13 protein-coding genes are annotated in these 16,021 nt (G+C 62.4%); 11 read left to right on the forward strand and 2 right to left on the reverse strand.

Annotated features, from left to right (window positions below; all coding sequences use genetic code 11):
• The first annotated feature begins 13 nt into the window (after nt 1-13).
• The 8 genes from OOT33_RS04450 to alr all read left to right on the forward strand — a co-directional run bounded on the left by OOT33_RS04450 (nt 14) and on the right by alr (nt 10,732).
• Nucleotides 14-1,198 (forward strand): beta-ketothiolase BktB, encoded by a 1,185-nt coding sequence (locus OOT33_RS04450; protein ID WP_307748803.1) that lies wholly within the window; start codon nt 14-16, stop codon nt 1,196-1,198.
• 1 nt (nt 1,199) lies between these two features.
• Nucleotides 1,200-1,643 (forward strand): methylmalonyl-CoA epimerase, encoded by a 444-nt coding sequence (gene mce / locus OOT33_RS04455; RefSeq protein WP_307748804.1) that lies wholly within the window; start codon nt 1,200-1,202, stop codon nt 1,641-1,643.
• Nucleotides 1,640-2,410 (forward strand): enoyl-CoA hydratase-related protein, encoded by a 771-nt coding sequence (locus OOT33_RS04460; protein ID WP_307748805.1) that lies wholly within the window; start codon nt 1,640-1,642, stop codon nt 2,408-2,410. The genes mce and OOT33_RS04460 overlap by 4 nt, the downstream gene beginning before the upstream one ends.
• Nucleotides 2,410-4,536, forward strand: coding sequence for a methylmalonyl-CoA mutase (gene scpA / locus OOT33_RS04465; RefSeq protein ID WP_307748806.1), 2,127 nt, complete (start codon nt 2,410-2,412; stop codon nt 4,534-4,536). The genes OOT33_RS04460 and scpA overlap by 1 nt, the downstream gene beginning before the upstream one ends.
• A gap of 53 nt (nt 4,537-4,589) precedes the next feature.
• Nucleotides 4,590-5,534: a biotin synthase BioB gene (bioB, locus tag OOT33_RS04470; protein WP_307749297.1), complete on the forward strand. Its 945-nt coding sequence runs from the start codon at nt 4,590-4,592 to the stop codon at nt 5,532-5,534.
• 465 nt (nt 5,535-5,999) lie between these two features.
• Nucleotides 6,000-7,985, forward strand: a complete 1,986-nt coding sequence (locus OOT33_RS04475) for an acetyl-CoA carboxylase biotin carboxylase subunit (RefSeq protein ID WP_307748807.1) — start codon at nt 6,000-6,002, stop codon at nt 7,983-7,985.
• 79 nt (nt 7,986-8,064) lie between these two features.
• Complete coding sequence (locus OOT33_RS04480) at nt 8,065-9,660, forward strand: MFS transporter (RefSeq protein ID WP_307748808.1); 1,596 nt, start codon at nt 8,065-8,067, stop codon at nt 9,658-9,660.
• A gap of 22 nt (nt 9,661-9,682) precedes the next feature.
• Nucleotides 9,683-10,732: an alanine racemase gene (gene alr, locus OOT33_RS04485; RefSeq protein WP_307748809.1), complete on the forward strand. Its 1,050-nt coding sequence runs from the start codon at nt 9,683-9,685 to the stop codon at nt 10,730-10,732.
• 55 nt (nt 10,733-10,787) lie between these two features.
• Here alr and OOT33_RS04490 read toward each other — a convergent pair whose 3' ends face one another.
• Nucleotides 10,788-11,960 (reverse strand): acetyl-CoA C-acyltransferase, encoded by a 1,173-nt coding sequence (locus OOT33_RS04490; RefSeq protein ID WP_307748810.1) that lies wholly within the window; start codon nt 11,958-11,960, stop codon nt 10,788-10,790.
• A 44-nt stretch (nt 11,961-12,004) separates the two neighbouring features.
• A complete protein-coding gene (locus tag OOT33_RS04495; protein ID WP_307748811.1) occupies nt 12,005-12,973 on the reverse strand; it encodes an alpha/beta fold hydrolase in 969 nt (322 codons plus the stop codon).
• 127 nt (nt 12,974-13,100) lie between these two features.
• On the opposite strand from OOT33_RS04495, the gene phaR reads away from it, so the two are divergent.
• The 3 genes from phaR (at nt 13,101) to OOT33_RS04510 (ending at nt 16,010) form a co-directional block, all read left to right on the forward strand.
• A complete protein-coding gene (gene phaR / locus OOT33_RS04500) occupies nt 13,101-13,655 on the forward strand; it encodes a polyhydroxyalkanoate synthesis repressor PhaR (RefSeq protein WP_307748812.1) in 555 nt (184 codons plus the stop codon).
• A gap of 94 nt (nt 13,656-13,749) precedes the next feature.
• Nucleotides 13,750-15,276: a proline--tRNA ligase gene (gene proS / locus OOT33_RS04505; protein WP_307748813.1), complete on the forward strand. Its 1,527-nt coding sequence runs from the start codon at nt 13,750-13,752 to the stop codon at nt 15,274-15,276.
• Between the two features lie 203 nt (nt 15,277-15,479).
• Entirely contained in the window at nt 15,480-16,010 is a 531-nt protein-coding gene (locus tag OOT33_RS04510) for a hypothetical protein (RefSeq protein ID WP_307748814.1), read from the forward strand.
• The last annotated feature ends 11 nt before the right edge of the window (nt 16,011-16,021 follow it).

Raw genomic sequence — 16,021 nt, forward strand, 5'->3', positions numbered from 1 at the left:
GGAAGGAATAAGAATGACTGCTGCACCGGTCTACATTGTCTCTGGCGCCCGAACCGCGATCGGTGATTTCGGCGGATCGCTCAAGGATGTGCCCGTCACTACGCTCGGCAAGACCGCGATCGCTGAAGCCATCGCGCGCGCGGGCATCACGCCGGACAAGGTCCAGCACGTCGTGATGGGCAATGTGATCCCTAACGAGCCGAAGGACGCCTATATCGCTCGGGTTTGCGCGGTGGAGGCGGGCGTCCCGGTCGAGGCGCCGGCGTTGACGCTGAACCGGCTTTGCGGCTCCGGGGCCCAGGCCATCGTCTCGGCCGCGCAGATGATCACGCTCGGTGAGTGCGACATTGCGGTTGGTGCGGGGGCGGAAAGCATGAGCCGCGCGCCCTATTGGATGACGGGCGTGCGCTGGGGCACCAAGATGGGCGATACGTCGATGATCGACGCGATGCTCGCCGTGCTGCATGATCCGTTCGAAAATATCCACATGGGCATCACGGCCGAGAATATCGCCCGCAAGCACCAGATCACGCGTCAGACGCAGGACGAACTCGCCGTCACCAGCCACAAGCGCGCTGCGCGGGCTATTTCCGAAGGGCGCTTCAAGGACCAGATCGTTCCCGTCGAAATCAAGACGCGCAAGGGTACGGTGGTTTTCGATACGGATGAGCATGTCCGCGCCGATGCTAACCTGGAGGAAATGGGCAAGCTGCGCCCCGCTTTCGAAAAGGAAGGCACCGTCACGGCGGGCAATGCGAGCGGGCTGAACGATGGCGCCGCCGCTGTCGTACTGGCCTCGCAAAAGGCCGTTGACGAGCAAGGTTTGAAGCCGCTGGCGAGAATCCTGTCCTGGGGCCATGCGGGCGTCGAGCCGAATGTCATGGGGCTTGGCCCGGTAAAGGCAGTACCGATCGCCCTCGAACGCGCGGGGCTGACGCTCGATCAGATCGACGTGATCGAGAGCAACGAGGCCTTTGCGGCGCAGGCATGCGGCGTGGCGAAGGAACTGGGTTTCGACCCGGACAAGGTCAACCCCAACGGCAGCGGTGTCTCGCTCGGCCACCCTGTAGGCGCGACGGGCGTGATCATAACGGTCAAGTGCCTGTACGAGCTTGCCCGCACCGGCGGCCGCTATGGCCTCATCACCATGTGCATCGGCGGCGGGCAGGGTATCGCCATCGTGGTCGAAAGGCTGTGACATGAAGTTGGGGCGTCTCAATCATATCGGCGTGGCTACGCCCGATCTTGATGCCAGCATCGCATTCTATCGCGATGTGATGGGAGCGAACGATATCACCGAGCCGTTCGTGCTGGAAAGCCAGAAGGTGCGGGTGTGCTTCGTCAACACACCGGGCGAGAACGGGACCGCCGGGACACAGGTTGAACTACTACAGCCCACCGAAGCGGATTCTGCCGTCGGCAAATGGCTGGCTAAGAACCCGCTCGGGGGGCAGCACCACATCTGCTTCGAGGTGCCGGATATCCATGTGGCGCGTGAGGAGTTTCTTGCCCTGGGTAAGCAGGTGCTGGGTGAGCCGCGCATCGGCGCGCATGGCACCCTCATCTTCTTCGTCCACCCGAAGGACATGGGGGGTATGCTGACCGAAATCATGGAAACACCGAAAGCCGGAGCGGCGCATTGAGCTATCAAGCGCTCCTTTACCACGTTGCCGACAATGTCGCGACGATCACGCTCAACCGCCCGGAGCGCATGAACGCGCTGAATTTCACGCTGCTGGCTGAGTTGACGGGCGCGATCCGGCAGGCGCAGGCAGACGGGGCGCGGGCGCTGGTGTTGACGGGCGCGGGCGATGCCTTTTGCTCAGGTGCGGACCTTGTCAGCGGGCTGCCGGCCGATCTGGGTAGATATCTGGAAGAGCATTATCATCCGTTTGTAGAGGCGCTGGCCGACGCGGACATTCCGGTGATCTCCGCGATAAACGGGCCTGCCGTTGGCGCGGGGCTGAGCGTCGCGCTGGCGGCAGACATTACGGTAATGGCGCGCTCGGCCTATCTGCTGCTTGCTTTCGCCAACATCGGCCTTGTGCCGGATGCGGGCGCGACATGGCTGGTGGCGAAATCGGCAGGCAGGGCGAAGGCGCTGGAGATGGCGCTGCTGGGCGAGAAAATCTCGGCGGAGCAGGCGCTTGATCTGGGTGTTGTAACGCGGGTGGCGGATGACGAGGCGGTGATGGCCGAAGCGATGAAGCTTGCGACCAAGCTCGCCAACGGCCCCTCAGTGGCGCTCGGGTTTATCCGCAAACAGGTTGCATCGGCGCTCAATGCTACGTTGCGGGAAACGCTGGAGATCGAAAAGGCCAATCAGACCGCAGCGGGATATACCGCCGATTTTCGCGAGGCCGTCACCGCATTCACGCAAAAGCGCAAGCCGGAGTTCAAGGGGCAATAATGGCTGATATCACCGATTGGAAAACGCTTGCCGACAAGGAAGTGAAGGGCAAATCGCTCGATTGGCAGACGCCCGAGGGTATTACCGTCAAGCCGCTCTACACGGCGGAGGACGTGACGACCGACCCCGGCCTGCCCGGCTTCGCGCCGTTCACGCGCGGGGTACGTGCGTCGATGTATGCGGGCCGCCCGTGGACGATCCGCCAATATGCGGGCTTTTCCACCGCCGAGGAGTCCAACGCTTTCTATCGCCGCAACCTTGCCGCCGGGCAGAAGGGGCTCTCCGTCGCCTTCGACCTCGCCACGCACCGCGGCTATGACAGCGATCATCCGCGCGTTGTCGGCGATGTCGGCAAGGCGGGCGTCGCCATCGACACGGTCGAGGACATGAAGATCCTGTTCGATGGCATCCCGCTGGGCGAGATGTCCGTCTCCATGACCATGAACGGAGCGGTCATCCCGATCCTCGCCTTCTTCATCGTTGCGGGAGAGGAGCAGGGCGTCGAGCGCAAGCTGCTCGACGGCACGATCCAGAACGACATCCTCAAAGAGTTCATGGTGCGGAACACCTATATCTATCCGCCCGAACCCAGCATGCGCATCATCTCGGACATCTTCGGCTATACCAGCCGTGAGATGCCCAAGTTCAACAGCATCTCCATTTCCGGCTATCATATGCAGGAGGCAGGCGCCACGCAGGTGCAGGAACTCGCCTTCACCATTGCCGACGGCATGGAATATGTGAAATACGGCGTAGCCTCGGGCCTTGATATCGACAAGTTTGCGGGCCGCCTCAGCTTCTTTTTCGCCATCGGCATGAACTTCTTCATGGAAGTGGCGAAGCTGCGCGCGGCGCGCGTGCTGTGGCACCGGGTAATGACCAGGCTCGGCGCGCAGGACGAACGCTCCAAGATGCTGCGCACCCACTGCCAGACATCGGGCGTATCCCTGACCGAGCAGGATCCCTATAACAACGTCATCCGCACAACTATCGAGGCGATGGCGGCGATGCTGGGCGGCACCCAGTCGCTCCACACCAACGCGCTCGACGAAGCGATTGCGCTGCCCACGGATTTCTCGGCGCGCATCGCCCGCAACACGCAGATCGTCATCCAGGAAGAGACCGGCATGTGCAATGTCGTCGATCCGCTGGGCGGCAGCTATTACATCGAGAGCCTCACGCAGGAGCTGGTCGACAAGGCGTGGGAAATCATCGAGCGGGTCGAGGCCGAAGGCGGCATGGCGAAGGCTGTGGCAGCGGGCTGGCCCAAGGCGATGATCGAGGAAGCCGCCGCCGCGCGGCAGGCGCGGGTTGACCGCGCCGAGGACGTGATCGTCGGCGTCAACAAATATCGTCTGGCGAACGAGGACCAGCTCGAAACGCTGGAAGTCGACAACGCCAAGGTCCGCGAAGGGCAGATCGCGCGGATCAACGCCGTGAAGGCAGCGCGCAATGAAGATGCGTGTGAGGCCGCGCTTTCCGCACTGACAGAGGGCGCGCGTGGAAACGGCAACCTGCTGGCGCTGGCTGTCGATGCCGCCCGCGCCCGCGCCACGCTGGGCGAGATCAGCGCCGCCATGGAACAAGTTTTCGGTCGTCACGCGACCGTTCCAACCCCAGTGAAAGGCGTCTACGCCGCCCCCTATCAGGGGGACGCGCGTTGGCGCCAGGTGCTCGACGGAGTGCAGGCCGTCGAGCACCGCCTGGGCCGCAAACCACGCATGCTGGTCGCCAAAATGGGGCAGGATGGGCATGATCGCGGGGCGAATGTCATTGCCTCTGCCTTCTCCGACATGGGCTTTGAGGTCGTCTCCGGCCCGCTGTTTCAGACGCCGGACGAAACGCGCGATCTGGCGCTGGAACGGTCGGTCGATGTCATCGGCGCATCCAGCCTGGCGGCCGGGCACAAGACGTTGATCCCCCAGCTGATTAATCTGCTCAAGGAAGCGGGCAGGGCGGATATCAAGGTGGTGGCAGGGGGCGTCATCCCCCCGCAGGATTATGATTTCCTTCGTGACGCGGGCGTGCAGGGCATTTATGGTCCCGGCACCAACGTGGTCGAATGCGCGGCGGATGTGCTGCGTTTGCTCGGCCACAATATGCCCCCACTGGAGGACGCTGCTTGACCGTTTTACCCCGCACAGACTGGACCCGCGCCGAGATTGCCGCGTTGTTCGATATGCCGTTCATGGACCTCGTGTACGAGGCGCAGACGGTGCATCGCGCCCATCATCCCCGCAACGAGGTGCAGCTCTCAACGCTGCTGTCGATCAAGACCGGCGGCTGCCCCGAGGATTGCGGCTATTGCTCGCAGAGCGTGGAGGCGGACAGCGGCGTCAAGGCGACCAAGCTGATGGACGTGCGCGCTGTGTTGCAAGCGGCGGCGCAGGCGAAAGACAACGGCTCCGGCCGCTTCTGCATGGGCGCGGCGTGGCGCAACCCCAAGGAGCGGGACATGCCCGCTTTGGTCGAGATGATCCAGGGCGTGCGCCAGATGGGCATGGAAACCTGCATGACACTCGGCATGCTGAGCGAGGGGCAGGCCCGCCAACTCGCCAATGCGGGGCTGGATTACTACAACCACAATATCGACACCGCGCCGGAGAATTACGCGAATATCATTAGCACGCGCACTTTCGAGGACCGGATCGAGACACTGGAAAATGTCCGCGCGGCCGGAATCAACGTGTGCTGCGGCGGGATCGTGGGCTTGGGCGAAACGCGCGAGGATCGCATCGGCTTCATCCATGCGCTCAGCACGATGCCGCACCCGGAGAGCGTGCCGATCAACGCACTGGTGCCGGTGAAGGGCACGGTGCTGGGCGATATGCTGGCCGATACGCCGCTTGCCAAGATCGACGAAATCGAGTTCGTGCGCACGGTCGCGGTGGCGCGGATCACCATGCCCGCATCCATGGTACGCCTATCTGCGGGGCGCGAGAGCATGTCCGAGAGCTGTCAGGCGCTGTGCTTCATGGCGGGCGCGAACAGTATCTTCACCGGTGACAAACTCCTCACCGCACCCAACAGCGGCGACGACAAGGATGCCGCGATGCTCGGCAAACTCGGCATCCGCGCGATGCCGGCCGCCCCGCATGGGCATCTGGAAGAGGCGGCGGAGTGATCCACGCGCTCCCTTCCGTCACCCCGGACTTGATCCGGGGTCCAGCTTTCTTGCGCGGTGAGAAAGCAGCGGGATGCCGGGTCAAGCCCGGCATGACGAGATTGGACGGAGCTCGTCATGCTGAACTCGTTTCAGCATCCATCCCGCCTACGGGAGCGATGGCGTGTTGGGAGGAATGGACCCTGAAACAAGTTCAGGGTGACGACGTTGCTTTGGAGGCGGCGGAGTGATCCGGAAAGGTACTATATCTGTCGCGCTTATAACCGCTTGGCTCGCCTATGGCTCGGTAATGCTGAGCTTAGCGGATCAGGAAGCTATGCATTGCCATCAATTTGGTGAGCGGGCTGCAAGTTGTGCCCGCCCTTTTATTTATTTTTTCAGTGCGGTTTCAATTGCGTTTTTAGCTTCAACAGTCGTGCTGGCCGTCATGGCATGGCGCGCATCTTCAAGGTCGGATAACACCTAATGCCAATATCCAAAATCCTGATCGCCAATCGTGGCGAAATCGCCTGCCGGGTCATGCGCACGGCGAAGAAGATGGGCATCGCCACGGTGGCGGTCTATTCCGATGCCGATGCGCGCGCGCCGCATGTGTTGATGGCGGATGAGGCGGTGCATATCGGCCCGCCGCCCGCCGCGCAGTCCTATCTGATTGCGGACAAGATCATCGCTGCCTGCAAGCAGACTGGCGCGGATGCGGTGCACCCTGGCTATGGCTTCCTCTCGGAGCGCGAGAGCTTCCGCAAGGCGCTCGATGAGGCTGGCATCATCTTCGTCGGCCCGCCCGCCAACGCCATCGCGGCGATGGGTGACAAGATCGAGTCGAAAAAGCTCGCCAAGGAGGCTGGCGTCAATGTCGTCCCCGGCTATGTCGGCGTGATCGAGGACACCGAGCATGCCGTGAAGATCTCGAACGAGATCGGCTATCCGGTGATGATGAAGGCATCGGCCGGCGGCGGCGGCAAGGGCATGCGCCTTGCCTATTCCGAGCAGGACGTGCGCGAGGGCTTCGAGGCGACCAAGCGCGAGGGGCTTGCCTCTTTCGGCGATGACCGCGTCTTCATCGAGAAGTTTATCGAAAGCCCGCGCCACATCGAAATTCAGGTTCTGGGCGATCAGCACGGCAATATCGTCTATCTGAACGAGCGCGAATGCTCGATCCAGCGCCGCCACCAGAAGGTGGTGGAAGAAGCGCCGTCGCCGTTCGTAAGCCCTGAAATGCGCAAGAAAATGGGCGAGCAGTGCGTCGCCCTCGCGCGCGCGGTGGGCTATTTCAGCGCGGGCACGGTCGAGCTGATCGTGTCGGGCGCGGACAAGACCGGCGACGGCTTCTACTTCCTGGAGATGAACACCCGCCTTCAGGTGGAGCATCCTGTTACCGAGCAGATCACTGGCGTTGACCTCGTCGAGCAGATGATCCGCGTCGCCAATGGCGAAAAGCTTTCCTTCACGCAGGATGACGTCAAGATCAACGGCTGGTCGATCGAGAACCGCGTCTATGCGGAAGATCCCTATCGCGGTTTCCTGCCCTCGACCGGCCGCCTTATCCGCTACAACCCGCCGGAAGTGGGAGACGGCGTGCGTGTGGATGATGGCGTGGCCGAGGGTGGCGAGGTCAGCATGTTCTATGACCCGATGATCGCCAAGCTCATCACCTACGCCCCTACGCGCCTTGAAGCGATCGACAAGCAGATCGCGGCGCTCGACAGCTTCGAGATCGAGGGGCTGGGCCACAATATCGATTTCGTTTCCGCGATCATGCAGCATGAGCGGTTCCGCTCGGGCAACATCACCACCGGTTTCATCGCCGAGGAATATCCCGATGGCTTCCACGGCGCGCCCGCGTCCGAAGAGCTGCTGCGCCGCCTTGCTGCCATCTCTGCGTTTGCGGCCATGGCGCAGTCAGACCGCGCGCGCCGGATCGACGGACAACTGGGCAAGCGCCTGCGTCCGCCGTCCGACTGGGCGGTGCGCATCGGCGGCGCGGATCATATCGTCTCGATCAACGGCGACGATGTGCTGGTGGACAATGCTCCGCTCGACATGAGCCTTGAATATACGCCAGGCGACCGCATCATCGACGCCGAGTTCGGCGAAGAGGCACTGTCCGTCCGTATCGCGCCTACGCGCACCGGCTTCAAACTGACGACTCGCGGCGCGAGCCATGTCGCGCGCGTGCTGCCCGCCCATGTCGCGCCCTACGCCGCGCATATGATCGAGAAGCTGCCGCCCGATCTCTCCAAATATCTCATTTGCCCGATGCCGGGCCTGCTCGTCTCGCTCAATGTGGGCGAAGGAGACAAGGTCGAGGCGGGGCAACCGCTCGCGGTGATCGAGGCGATGAAGATGGAGAATATCCTGCGGGCCGAGAAGGCCGGCGTCGTCAAGGCGGTCAACGCCAGGGCGGGAGAGAGCCTGGCGGTAGACAGCATCATCCTTGAGCTTGAATAAATCCCCTATGTACAGTTGCGCGGATCATTATTCGCGCTAATGCTCCTCACCTATAATCAAGTGGGTGAGGGGCAGGGGCGTGGCAGGCAAGGAAGTCAGCAAGTCCGATATAAGGCTGGTCATCGGCGCATCTTCGGCCGGAACCGTGTTCGAGTGGTATGACTTCTTCATCTATGCGACCCTGGCCTCGTTCATCGGCAAGGCCTTTTTCCCGTCGGGCAGCGAGACGCTCGAAACCCTGCTTGTCTGGGCGGGCTTTGCGGTAGGCTTCGGCTTCCGCCCGCTCGGCGCGATCCTGTTCGGCTATCTGGGCGACAGGCTGGGGCGGAAATACACGTTCCTGGTTACAGTCACGCTGATGGGCATCGCCACGGCAGGCGTGGGCCTTATCCCTTCGGCAGACAATATCGGCTATGCTGCCCCCGTTCTCGTGCTGCTGCTCCGCATCTGCCAGGGGCTGGCGCTGGGCGGCGAATATGGTGGGGCAGCCGTCTATGTGTCGGAACACGCGCCACCTGACAAACGTGGCTTCTACACCAGCTTCATCCAGGCGAGCGTCGTAGGTGGCTTCGTCCTGAGTCTCGTCGTCGTGCTGGCATGCAAGGCAGTTATCCCGGCCGACGCATGGGCGACCTGGGGCTGGCGCGTGCCGTTCCTCCTCTCGCTGCTGTTGCTGGCGCTGTCACTCTGGATGCGGCTCAAGCTCTCGGAAAGCCCGGTGTTCAAGGCGATGAAGGAGGAGGGCGAACTGGCCGGAAACCCCTTTGTCGAAAGCTTCACCTATCCCGGCAACAAGAAGCGCATCTTCGTCGCGCTGTTCGGCATCGCGGCGGGGCTCACGGTGATCTGGTACACCGCCTTTTTCTCGGGCTTGACCCTCCTCAAGGGCTCCATGCAGGTCGAAGAGACCTGGGCCGAAATCACGGTTGGCATCGCTGCAGCACTCGGGATGGGGTTCTTCATCCTGTTCGGGCATATTTCGGACAAGGTGGGCCGGAAAAACCCGATCATCGTCGGTTATGTGCTCACGCTGCTTTTGCTCTTTCCGTTGATGACGTTCATGGGGCACACCGCCAATCCCGGCCGCGCTGCTGCAGAGGAGGCCGCGCCCGTTGTGGTGGTGGCGAACGAGTGCGAGTTCGATCCGTTCAGCGCCAAACAAACGACGCCATGCGGTCAGGCGCTGGCAGAGCTGACACGGCTTGGCGTGCAGTATCAGCGAGAGCGGATCGGTGGCTATGGCGATACATATCTGCCCGCCTCGCTTCGGATTGGAGTGCGGGAAACAGCCATCGGCGATCCCGCGGCCATCAAGCCTGCGCTGGAAGCAGCTGGCTACGACTTTTCCAAACAGCGTCCGCCACTCTCCTCAGCGCTTGTGATCATCGCATGCCTGCTCGGCCTGTCCGCGCTTTCGGGTATGACTTACGGGCCTGTGGCAGCGCTGCTGGCGGAGATGTTTCCGCCAAAAGTGCGCTATAGCTCCATGTCGATCCCCTATCACATCGGGACCGGCTATTTTGGGGGATTTCTCCCGCTGGTCAGTGTGTATATTGCAGCGCGGTCAGGCAATGTTTATGCGGGGTTATGGTATACGTTCGCGGTCGTGCTGATGGCCCTGCTGGTATGCCTATGGGGGTTGAAGGAAACCAAGGGGGGCGTGTGGGCAAACTAGGGGTTGTGGGGCTTTTGTCGCGATGAGCATGGACTATCAGTCGCCACTGCGACTTCGGCTGGACCAGCAAGCGCTGCTTTCCAATTATCGCTGGCTCAAGGAGCGCAGCGGGAGCGCGGCCTGCGGCGCGGCCATCAAGGCCAATGGCTACGGCCTCGGCGCCGAAGGGGTGCTGAAGCATCTCTCCGATGAAGGCTGCCGCGATTTCTTCGTCGCGACGTGGGAAGAAGCCCAGCATGTCGAACCGCTGATGGGCGAAGGCCTGTCGCTGAGCGTGTTTCACGGTGTGCGGCCCGAGGATATGGAGATCGCACTCTCCTCGCGCGCGCGGCCCGTGCTCAACAGCCCCGTGCAGATCGCGCGCTGGAAGGAGGCGAACGGCGGCCCCTGCGATGTGATGATCGACACCGGCATGAACCGCCTGGGCCTTTCGCTCGACGGGCTGGACATGAGCCTGTTCGATGGGCTTGAGATCGACACTCTGATGAGCCATCTGGTGAGCGCCGAGGACGATCATCATCTGAATGACATCCAGCTGATGCTGTTCCGTGACATCGCCGGCAAGGTGAAAGCCCGGCGATACAGCCTGGCCAACAGCGCGGGCATCTGCCGTGGCGAAGATTTCGCGTTTGACCTCACCCGCCCAGGCATCGCGCTCTACGGTGGCACTCCCACGCTGGACGCGGAGTTGAATATCCAGCCGGTCGTGACTCCTCAGGCCGAAATCCTCCAGCGCCGCACCGTTCGCGGTGGCGAGTCGGTGGGCTATGGCGCGGAGTTCATCGCCGACCGCACAATGGAGACAGCCACGATCAACATCGGCTATGCCGATGGTTTCGCGCGCATCTTCTCAGGCTCCGGCGCGGCGCTGAAGGATGGCGCGCGCCTCCCGGTGATCGGGCGCGTGTCGATGGACCTCGTGACGATCGACGTCAACGAGTGCCCCCAGCTTCAGGAGGGGGACTGGGTCGATATTGATTATGACCTTGGCTACACCGCGCTGGTATCGGGCCTGTCGCAGTACGAGCTGCTGACGCGGCTGGGGCATCGCTTCGAGCGCTACTGGGTGTAACGAAAAGGGCCGCCGGTTTTACCCGACGGCCCGCTTCTCTTTTAAGCTGGCTCGTTTAACGCTCGATGCACATGGCGATGCCCATGCCACCGCCGATGCAGAGCGTGGCTAGGCCCTTCTTCGCGTCACGGCGCGCCATTTCATAGAGCAACGTCGTCAGCACGCGCGCGCCCGAGGCGCCGATCGGGTGGCCGATGGCGATGGCCCCGCCGTTGACGTTGACCTTGCCTGCGTCCCAGCCCAGTTCCTTGCCCACCGCCAGCGCCTGCGCCGCAAAAGCCTCGTTCGCCTCGATCAGATCGAGGTCGGCGATATTCCAGCCCGCCTTTTCCATCGCCTTGCGGCTGGCCGGTGCCGGGCCGATGCCCATGATTGACGGGTCCACGCCGCAGGTCGCCCAGCTTGCGATGCGGCCCAACACTGTCGCGTTGCGCTTGGCCGCTTCCTCCTCGGTCATCAGGATCAGCGCCGCCGCGCCGTCGTTGATCCCGCTGGCGTTGCCGGCGGTGACGGTGCCGTCTTTCTTGAACGCGGGCTTCAAGCCCTGCATCGCCTCCAGCGTCGCGCCAGCGCGGATATATTCGTCCTGATCGACGACGACATCGCCCTTGCGACCCTTGATCGTCACCGGCGTGATCTCGTCGGCAAAGCGGCCGGCGGCCCGGGCGGCCTCTGCCTTGTTCTGGCTGGCGACCGCGAACGCATCCTGTTCGTCACGCGTGATCTGGTATTGCTCGGCCAGGTTCTCCGCCGTGATGCCCATGTGATAGCCGTTGAACGCGTCGGTCAGGCCGTCAAAAACCATCGTGTCGACCAGCGAGGCGTTGCCCATCTTGAACCCACCGCGCAGATTTTGCGCATGGGTAGACATCGACATGTTTTCCTGCCCGCCTGCCAGCATGATGCGCGCGTCGCCAGTCTGGATCGCCTGCGCCGCCAGCGCGACTGACCGCAGGCCCGAGCCGCAGACCTGATTGATGGTAAAGGCGGTGCGATCCTTCGGGATACCGGCATTGACCGCCGCCTGACGCGTCGGATTCTGGCCCTGCCCGGCGGTCAGTACCTGGCCGAAGATTACCTCATCAATCTCTTCTGCGGAAAGGCCAGCCTGCGCGAGCGCCGCCTCGATGGCGATGCGGCCCAGCTCATGGGCGGGTGTGTTGGAATAGGCGCCGAGGAAACTTCCCACGGCGGTGCGCTTTGCAGCGGTGATGACGATGTTGCTCATGGTTGCTCCGTGCAGGATCATTTATGGTGCGTGGCGGCATTAGCTCATCCCCCGTTTTCGTACAACCAATCCGAAAGTCTTACCCAGATTTTTTGCGGTGCGCCACGGCTGACGATCATGCCGACATGACCGAGCGCGGAGTCATGCTGTTCGCGCAGCCTCGGCGCGGCGGCGGCGGGGACGATCCGGTCGGTCGTAGAGCGGATCGAAAGGCTGGGGCAGGGGAGCGATCCGGGGTCGACCGTGAGTCCACCCACGGTCCAGCCGCCAGCGCCTGTCCGGTCCGCCGCATACAAATCCTCGAACAGCTCGCGTGCGGCAGCATAAGTGAGCGGCGGTCCGTCATTCGCCCAGTCCTCGACCGCCAGAAAGGCGGTATGCGCATCGCTCCCCGGCTCCATGTCGGCAAAGGCCGCATATTTTCGCACGGTGCGGCCTGGGTCGAGCGCCCAAAAGCCCGATTGCAGCACCTCCATGGGTACATAGCCCAGCCGGTCGCACAGGGGTTTGGCTTCCGCCCACAAGCGGGCGATCAAGGCACTGTGCTCGTCCGGGTAGGCCGAAAAGACCCAGGGCGACGCAATGGTTGCGACAGCCCGCGCCTCTCTGTGCGCTGCCGCTGCCAGCGCCATCGTGCCTCCCAGGCAATAGCCCACCAGGATCACCGGCCGGTCTATATGCTCAAGCAGCGGAAGCAACCGGTCCGTTATGTGGCCGCCAAGGTCAAGATCGCGGTCGTCAGGAGCGGGCGCTCCCCAGTCCACCAGCCAGGGATCGTGGCCGCGTTCCGCCAGATAGCGCATGAGCGACGTTTGCTCACCGAGGTTCAGCACGTCGGCAGGATTGATCAGCGACGGAATGAGCACCGTGGCTGCCTGCGCCTTTTTTTGTGCGCAATATGGGTGCAACAGGCGCGCCGCGTTGCACTGCGCAGAAGCGACCTGTGCAGTGGCGCCATCCGGCCGAGCCGCATGCTGGTAAGCACGAAGGCCCTCCAGCGCTTTTCGTCTCAAAACGGGATCATTTTCGGTTTCGCGCCACAAATGAGCCAGAAAAAGCGGTAAAGGGCGCGGGCCATGTTGCGGCGCAAGAAAATATGGTGCATCTTGGGTTGGGGGAAGCAAAGGAGCGGGTCTCGTCATGGCACAGAAAAAGGGCGTGGATGCATCTTCACCGATCATCATCAAGAAATACGCGAACAGACGACTCTATAATACCGAAACCTCGAGTTATATCACGCTGGAATTGCTCTCGCAGATGACGCGCGAGGGGCGTGAATTCGTGGTGGTAGACGCCAAGACCGATGAAGACATCACCCACAACGTGCTCACCCAGATCATTATGGAAGAGGAAAGCCGCGGCAAGAACATGCTGCCGGTCAACTTCCTGCGCCAGCTGATCTCGATGTACGGCGATTCGATGCAGTCGCTGGTGCCGCAATATCTCGAATCCTCGATGGAAGCGTTCCGCAAGAACCAGGAGCAGTTCCAGCAGGCGATGCAGGGCGCGTTTTCGTCCGGCCCGTTTGCCGAGATCGCCAAGCGCAACATGGAGATGTTCGAGGCCGCAGCACAGGCCTTCACCCCGCAAGCCGGGGCAGCGCCCGGCAAGAAGGATGACGGCGACAAGGACGACGAGATCGCGCAACTCAAGGCGCAGCTCGCGGCGCTGAACGCCAAGATCGACAAGCTATAGGGCGGCGGCTGCACGGCAGCCTCTCGACAGTGCTGGCAGCCTCGCCTAATGGCGGGGCTGTATTCGTTTTCGCTCCATTCAGCAGGATCATTTCGTGAAGCACGCACTCCCCGTCACCCGCGAACAGGATTTCGCAGCCTGGTATCAGGCGGTCATTTCCGAGGCCGATCTGGCCGAGGAGTCGGGGGTGCGCGGCTGCATGGTCATCCGCCCCTGGGGCTATGGCATCTGGGAGCGCATCCAGAAGCTGATGGATGCGCGCATCAAGGCGGCGGGCGTAGAGAATTGCTATTTCCCGCTTTTCATCCCGCTGTCCTTCTTCGAGAAGGAGGCCGATCATGTCGATGGCTTCGCCAAGGAAATGGCGGTCGTCACCCATCACCGCCTGATCGGCGACGGCAAGGGCAAGCTGATCCCCGATCCGGATTCGAAGCTTGAGGAGCCGCTGGTCGTGCGGCCCACCTCCGAAACCGTGATCGGCCAGGCCATGAGCCGCTGGGTGCAGAGCTGGCGTGACCTGCCCTTGATGGTCAACCAGTGGGCCAATGTGGTGCGCTGGGAGATGCGCACGCGCATGTTCTTGCGCACCTCGGAATTCCTGTGGCAGGAGGGGCACACCGCCCACGCCACGCGCGACGACGCGATGCGCGAGACTATGCGCGCGCTCGAAATGTATCGCGATTTTGCCGAAACCGCGCTCGCTATGCCTGTGGTTGCTGGCGAAAAGCCGGAGAATGAGCGCTTCCCCGGCGCAGTCGCGACTTACAGCATCGAGGCGATGATGCAGGATGGCAAGGCGCTTCAGGCGGGGACCTCGCACTATCTCGGCACCGGCTTTGCCGAGGCGGCGGGCATCAAATATCAGGATCAGGAGGGCGGCCAGCAGCTTGCCCACACCACCAGCTGGGGCGTCTCCACCCGCATGATCGGCGGCGTCATCATGGTGCACGGCGATGATGATGGCCTGCGCTGCCCGCCGCAGATCGCGCCGCACCAGGTCGTGATCGTGCCGATGCTGCGCGACAATGACGAGGATGGCGCGATTATCTCCTATTGCGAGGAGCTGGCGCAGGCCTTGGCCGCAATCGACGTATTCCGTGAGCCGCTGCGCGTGCTGTTCGATAAAAAGCCCGCCAAGGCCGCCAACAAGCGCTGGGGCTGGGTCAAGAAAGGCGCACCGATCATCATCGAGGTCGGCGGGCGAGATGTCGCGGGCGGCAATGTCTCCGTGCTCCGCCGCGATCGGCTGTATAACGACGCGGGCAAGCTAGACAGCGTGATTGGATCGCGCGACGCGTTCGTCAGCGGTGCTGCCGCGATGTTGCAGGATATCCAGGCTAGCCTGCATGCCGAGGCCAAGGCGCGGCTCGAAGCCAATATCCGCCGCGATGTGACGGACAGGGATGCGCTCGCTGCCGCATTCACCGGCGACAAGCCCGGCTGGGTCGAAATCCAATGGGCCAAGCCGACCGGCGAATCGCTGGACAAGGTGGTCGAATGGCTCAAGGGCCACAAGCTGACGTTGCGCAACGCGCCTATAGACGCCGCTCCGGCATCAGGAACCTGTCTTTTCACAGACTTACCGGCGGTAGAGCGCGTTCTCGTCGGCCGTAGCTATTAATAGCCGCCCAGCATGGCATGATCCCGCATTCTGGATCGTCGGCTACGACTCGGGCTTCGATGCAGCGAACGGCTAGGTAAAATTAGCGTTACTTTATAACCGGTTGCGGGGAAAAACGGCTCAAAATCGCGGCTTTTATCGGTTTTTTAGCTAAATTCCTCGTATTTTGCCCCCCACAAAAAAATTCAGTGGGGTGCTTGAACATGGACGCGGATGACGATGGGAATGCAAAAATGCTCGCTTCACTCAAGCAACGATGGGAGCAGGGGCTGATCAGCGGCGAAGAATATTTCATAGAGAAGACACGGTTGGTGGCGGTCGCCGCGCCCGTCGCAGGAGTTGTCGGGGCCGATCTGGCTGCTCAGACTTCGGTCATATCGGTCGGTGTCAAATTCGCTGCGCTGTCGCTGGTCGGCAGCGCAGCCATCGGGGTGTCTGCCCTTGGGTGGTATGTTCTTCGCGCCAAGCAACCAGCCCAGTCGGCTGTAAGCACAGAAGTCTCGTCGTCACGAGAAATCGATGCTGCTGGTTCAGACGAGCAGCAGCAGAACGTGCCACCGCCCATCCCGCTGGGGCATATCGTGACGCAGGGCGAAGCCGCCGGTGCACTTCCGCCGAGCACAGCAATAGACCCCCCCTGCAATCAGGCGGAGACCGGCACCTCGGTGGTACACCGGCCTGACGCGGGATCTCAAGTCGTCGGCAACAAGGGCAATCATACTCAAAAGTGCTGAGTCAACTAGGG

Origin of the sequence: Sphingobium sp. DEHP117, from assembly GCF_030867385.1 — a bacterium.
Lineage (GTDB): Bacteria > Pseudomonadota > Alphaproteobacteria > Sphingomonadales > Sphingomonadaceae > Sphingobium.

What these genes read in the sequence shown, in the direction of transcription:
- OOT33_RS04475 (WP_307748807.1), top strand. Translation starts at nt 6,000, where the DNA reads ATGCCAATATCCAAAATCCTGATCGCCAATCGTGGCGAAATCGCCTGC.
- OOT33_RS04490 (WP_307748810.1), bottom strand. Translation starts at nt 11,960, where the DNA reads ATGAGCAACATCGTCATCACCGCTGCAAAGCGCACCGCCGTGGGAAGT.
- scpA (WP_307748806.1), top strand. Translation starts at nt 2,410, where the DNA reads ATGGCTGATATCACCGATTGGAAAACGCTTGCCGACAAGGAAGTGAAG.
- phaR (WP_307748812.1), top strand. Translation starts at nt 13,101, where the DNA reads ATGGCACAGAAAAAGGGCGTGGATGCATCTTCACCGATCATCATCAAG.
- OOT33_RS04510 (WP_307748814.1), top strand. Translation starts at nt 15,480, where the DNA reads ATGGACGCGGATGACGATGGGAATGCAAAAATGCTCGCTTCACTCAAG.
- bioB (WP_307749297.1), top strand. Translation starts at nt 4,590, where the DNA reads ATGCCGTTCATGGACCTCGTGTACGAGGCGCAGACGGTGCATCGCGCC.
- alr (WP_307748809.1), top strand. Translation starts at nt 9,683, where the DNA reads ATGAGCATGGACTATCAGTCGCCACTGCGACTTCGGCTGGACCAGCAA.
- OOT33_RS04450 (WP_307748803.1), top strand. Translation starts at nt 14, where the DNA reads ATGACTGCTGCACCGGTCTACATTGTCTCTGGCGCCCGAACCGCGATC.
- mce (WP_307748804.1), top strand. Translation starts at nt 1,200, where the DNA reads ATGAAGTTGGGGCGTCTCAATCATATCGGCGTGGCTACGCCCGATCTT.